Below are 4,672 nucleotides of genomic sequence, written 5' to 3'. Positions count from 1 at the left end.
GGTGGGTCAGATCATGGCCGACACCCTCATCGAACGCACCACCGGACGCGAACCCGGCCACGCGAACAATGTGCCGGTCACGATCAACCTCCTGGTCTCCGACGACACCCTCCTCGCCGCAGGCAACCAGCCCGCCGTGGTGGTCGAGGGTGCCCCGGCGGGTGCGGGCGTTGTCCCGGCACCGGTGGCCCGCAACCTGGTAGCGCACGCGATCGAGACCGACACGGCCTGGTTGCGGTCGATCTATGTCAACCCCCACGGGCGGCTGCTGGCCACGACGTCGACGTCGCGGTTCCACCCACCGGGTCTCGCGAGTCTGCTGCGGGCCAGGGAACAGGGGATCTGTGCCACCACGTGGTGTGACGCGCCGGTCCGGCACACCGACCACGTCACCCCGCATGCCGAGGGCGGCCCGACCAGCCTCGACAACGGCCAGGGCTTGTGCGCGAGGTGCAATCACGCGAAGCAGGCACCGGGCTGGTCCCAGAAGGCCACCCACCTCGACGGCCGTCATGCGGTCGAGACGGTCACCCCGACCGGGCACATGTATGTCTCGGTCGCGCCCGCGCCACCAGCACCGGCAGCCGGTTCCACAAGGCCCGTCCGCGACCGGACACCGAGCCCTGGGCGCCCCACTGCCCCGGCCTGGACGCCCGCCGTCGGCACGACGGGTCCGAGCAAGGGCCGAACTCCGCGCAGCCGCTACCAGATCGGCTGCCACACCAACTCCCGCACCGGCCCGATCCTCTACCGACCAGGCCCACCCGCCGGTCGGCGTCCCCTACCGCCTGCCCGCCGAACCGCATCTCACCCAGGCCGCCGCGCCGACCCTTCCTGGACCCATCCCACCTGAGGCCTCCCTCACCCACGACGACGCAGCGCCGCTCGCTGGTCCGGCGTCAGCACGCTCCGGAGCTGGTCGGCCGTGACCGGCACTCCCGCCCGCGCCAGCGCCCGAAGGAGCGCCGCGGCCTCACCGGTCGCCAGAGGCCACGGTCCCGCCGCCATCGTCTCGTGGACAGCGGAGAAGAACCGCGCGGCCCGAGCGAGCCGGACTCCCGCCGGGGTGTCCGGACCGAGCACCTCGACGCCCCGGGTGGTGGTCGCCACCCAGCGGGCGTTGGCGTCGACGCTCTCGTTCCAGGAGGTTGCCCAGACGTCGTCACCCACGACGTACCGCTCGCGGCGGGTCTCTGGTTCCCGCTCCCGCCGGATCAGCCGCAGACCGTCGAGGTACACGACCGCGTTCGACACGGCGGCCCTCGACACCCCTAGCTCGGCGATGAGGTCGGCGGCGGTGCACCCGTGGTCGGACGAATGGATCTGTACGAGCACCCGGGCGGTCGTGCGTGGCACGCCCGTGGACGCCACATTCTCTGCGAACTCCTCGAGAAAGACGGCTCGCGGATCCGGCTCAGGAGTGGGCGGTGTGGTGCGGGGGCGGCGCGCTCGTTCGCGTGCGGCCGCCTCCGCGTCGTCGGCGACGTATCCGTCCGGCCCTCCGTTGCGCGCGACCTCACGAGTCACCGTCGACGTCGGCCGGCCGAGCCGCCGTGCGATCTCGGCATAGTCGAGCCCTGTTGCCAGGCCGGCGGCGACGCGCTCGCGCTCGCTCCGGTTCAGGCGTGCTCCGGTCACATCGCTCCTGGTGCATTGGTCGTCCGGCTGTCGCAACGATCCACCGTAACTGCTGGCCGTAGCCCGGGCGAGGAGTTGATGCTGCCGTGAACGCAACGCTCGGCAGCACGCGAGAGGAACGACGTGACCGCACTACCGAAGCCCGCCGCCCCACGGCAGGTGGGTCTTTCCCGGGCGCTCGCCCCCGACGTCGCGCGCGGCCTCATGCTGCTCCTCATCGCGCTGGCGCATGCCCCGGGATTCGTGAGCGACCGCGCGCCCACCGCGGCGAACTCGGTCGCGGAGCTCCTCCGGTCGCTGCTCGCGGAAAACCAGGCACGAGCGATGTTCATCGTCCTGTTCGGATACGCGATGGGCCAGCTCATGTACCGGCAGGAGGCCCGCGGCACCGAGCCGGGCGAGACGCGTCGGCTCCTGCGCCGTCGGGGGCTCGTGCTGGTCGGCGTCGGGCTGGCGCACTACGCGCTCCTCGTGCCGGTCGACATCGTCGCGACCTACGGGTTCGCCCTCCTGTTCCTCGCGGCCATGGTCTCGGCGGGTGACCGGGCGCTTCTGTGGGCGGCGGCGGTCACGCTCCCGTTCGGCATCGCGCTGATCGGCTGGACCTACCAGCGTGCCGTGGCCGCCGAGCTGTCCGGCGAGCCGTCCGGGATGGCTCCGTACATGTCGACCGACTACGTCTCCCACGTCGTGTCCGGATTGCCGGGCTGGCTTCCCGAGACCGTTCTCAGCGTGATCGTGGTGGTGCCGGGGATGCTCTTCGGCCTCTGGGCGGCGCGTCGCCGCTACCTGGACGAGCTCGGGGCCCACGCCGCCCTGCTCCGCCGGGTGGCGTTCGTCCTGCTGCTCGTCGCCCTGGTTACCCGGCTCCCCGAGGCGCTCGTCGTGGCCGGGTTCTGGGTACCTGCGTCGTCGGCCACGGGCTGGGCTCTCGCCGTGCTCCACACGCTGGGCGGCTGCGCGGGCGGGGTCGGGCTCGCGGCGCTCGTCGGGGTCCTGGTGTCCTGGCGGGAGCCCTCCGGCGGGCCAGGCGAGGCCACCACGCAGGCCCGCCCGGTCGCGACGGCGCTGGCTGCGCTCGGCGAGCGATCGTTGACGTTCTACCTGGCGCAGTCCCTGGTGTGGCTCCTGCTGTTCTACCCGTTCACCCTGAACCTGGTCGACACCGTCTCGTTCGCCGGGGCCGCCGCGATCGCGGTAGGTGTCTGGATTGCCTCCGTCGCGGCAGCCGCCGCGATGGCACGCGCGGGCCGCGCCGGCCCCGCTGAGGTATTGGTCCGGAAGCTCGCCTACCGAACACGCCGCCGCGTCACGCCGGGCTGATCCCGAGCTGCATCCCCGCGAGCCCCCGCTTGCGGCTGGCCAGCGTCGCCGCCACCTCCCGCAGCACCTTCGCCCCGGGGGAGTCGGGCGCCGTCAGCACGACGGGGGTGCCGGCGTCCCCGCCCTCGCGGACAGCGACGTCGAGCGGCACCTGGCCGAGCAGCGGCACGTTCTTGCCGATCACCTGGGTGAGCCGCGCCGAGACCTGCTCGCCGCCGCCCTCGCCGAAGATCGGCAGGCGGGTACCGTCGGGCTGCTCCAGCCACGACATGTTCTCGACCACGCCGACCACGCCCTGCGACGTCTGGGTCGCCACCGACCCGGCGCGCTCGGCGACCTCGGCGGCGGCGGCCTGCGGCGTCGTGACCACGAGGATCTCGGACGACGGCAGCAGCTGCGCCACGGAGATCGCGATGTCGCCCGTGCCGGGAGGCAGGTCGAGCAGCAGCACGTCGAGGTCGCCCCAGAACACGTCCGCGAGGAACTGCTCCAGCGCGCGGTGCAGCATCGGCCCCCGCCAGACCACTGGCTGGCCCTGCGGCACGAACATGCCGATCGAGACCACCTTGACCCCGTGGGCGATGGGCGGCAGCAGCATGTTGTCGACCCGCGTCGGCTGCCGGTCCACGCCCAGCATGCGGGGGATCGAGAAGCCGTAGATGTCGGCGTCGATCACGCCGACCGACAGGCCGTCGGCGGCCAGCGCCACCGCGAGGTTCGCCGTGACCGACGACTTGCCCACGCCGCCCTTGCCGGACGCCACCGCGAACACCTTGGTCATCGACCCCGGCTGCGAGAACGGGATCACGGGGTCGCCCGCCCCGCCGCGCAGCTTCGAGCGCAGCGAGGAGCGCTGCTCGGCCGTCATCACGCCCAGGTCGACGTCGACCCCGGCGACCCCCTCGACCGCGGTCGCCGCCGCCGTCACGTCCTTGACCAGCGTCGACTTCATCGGACAGCCCGCGACGGTCAGGTCCACGCCCACGGTCACCGCCCCGCCGTCGTCGACCGAGACCGACCGGACCATGCCCAGGTCGGTGATGGGCCGCCGGATCTCGGGGTCGAGCACGCCGGTCAGCGCGTCGCGCACACGAGCCTCGAGCGTGGGGGAGTCGACTGAGGTCATGATTCGATCTTAGGCGGGCCCCGGACCCGCCCACGCCGGGGTACTTGCAGAGCCCGTCAGTTGGTAACGGTACGCTGCGTCACCACCAAGGGTGAGGAGGCCCCCATGACCGAGCCACGCGTGCCAGCGCGAGTTCGGCGTGTCACCTCCGAGGACCAGGCGCGCGAGCTCGCCACCGAGCTCCAGCGCCAGGGTCGTTCCTGGCCCGTGGTCGTCATCTCCACCCCGGCCGGCCACGACGCCCCCTTCGTGGACCCCCAGCGCGTGCTCGACGACGTGGCCGGGCTCGCCGAGGTCGTCGTCATCCCGACGGGCGACGTGTCCTGGGAGTTCTCGTCCGGCATGCCGCCGGACACGCAGGTCTACGGCGGCGCGTCCCGGGTCTACGGCACCGACCTCGAGTGGGTGCACCAGCCGCGGCGCTCGCCGCTGCACTTCGCCTACTCGAGCGACGAGGACGCGCGCGTGCGCGACCGGCTGGTCAGCGACGTCATGCGGTTCGCGGTGCGTGCCGGGATCGTCGGCGCCGCCCGCAGCGCCCCGGGCGCGACGCCCGTCGAGGGCACGGTGCTGGGCGTGCTCGGC

5 protein-coding genes are annotated in these 4,672 nt (G+C 72.8%); 3 read left to right on the top strand and 2 right to left on the bottom strand.

Features of this window, described 5'->3' with window-relative positions:
* Positions 1-853: HNH endonuclease (locus PROKR_RS31885; protein ID WP_169736540.1), on the top strand; the 853-nt coding region annotated here is incomplete at its 5' end.
* Between the two features lie 8 nt (positions 854-861).
* On the opposite strand, the gene PROKR_RS23675 is transcribed toward PROKR_RS31885, so the two are convergent.
* Positions 862-1,638, bottom strand: coding sequence for a MarR family transcriptional regulator (locus PROKR_RS23675; protein ID WP_051433289.1), 777 nt, complete (start codon positions 1,636-1,638; stop codon positions 862-864).
* A 123-nt stretch (positions 1,639-1,761) separates the two neighbouring features.
* On the opposite strand from PROKR_RS23675, the gene PROKR_RS23670 reads away from it, so the two are divergent.
* Positions 1,762-2,961, top strand: a complete 1,200-nt coding sequence (locus PROKR_RS23670; RefSeq protein ID WP_051433288.1) for a DUF418 domain-containing protein — start codon at positions 1,762-1,764, stop codon at positions 2,959-2,961.
* Here the strand turns inward: PROKR_RS23670 and PROKR_RS23665 are convergent.
* Positions 2,948-4,087 (bottom strand): Mrp/NBP35 family ATP-binding protein, encoded by a 1,140-nt coding sequence (locus PROKR_RS23665; protein WP_036968464.1) that lies wholly within the window; start codon positions 4,085-4,087, stop codon positions 2,948-2,950. The two genes, PROKR_RS23670 and PROKR_RS23665, sit on opposite strands and share 14 nt — an antisense overlap.
* A 105-nt stretch (positions 4,088-4,192) precedes the next feature.
* Between PROKR_RS23665 and PROKR_RS23660 the strand changes: the two genes are divergently transcribed.
* Positions 4,193-4,672, top strand: a 480-nt coding sequence (locus tag PROKR_RS23660; protein WP_036968461.1) for a hypothetical protein, incomplete at its 3' end; no start/stop codon positions are given.

Origin of the sequence: Promicromonospora kroppenstedtii DSM 19349, assembly GCF_000515355.1 — a bacterium.
Lineage (GTDB): Bacteria > Actinomycetota > Actinomycetes > Actinomycetales > Cellulomonadaceae > Promicromonospora > Promicromonospora kroppenstedtii.
This window is presented reverse-complemented; position numbering and strand designations above follow the sequence as displayed.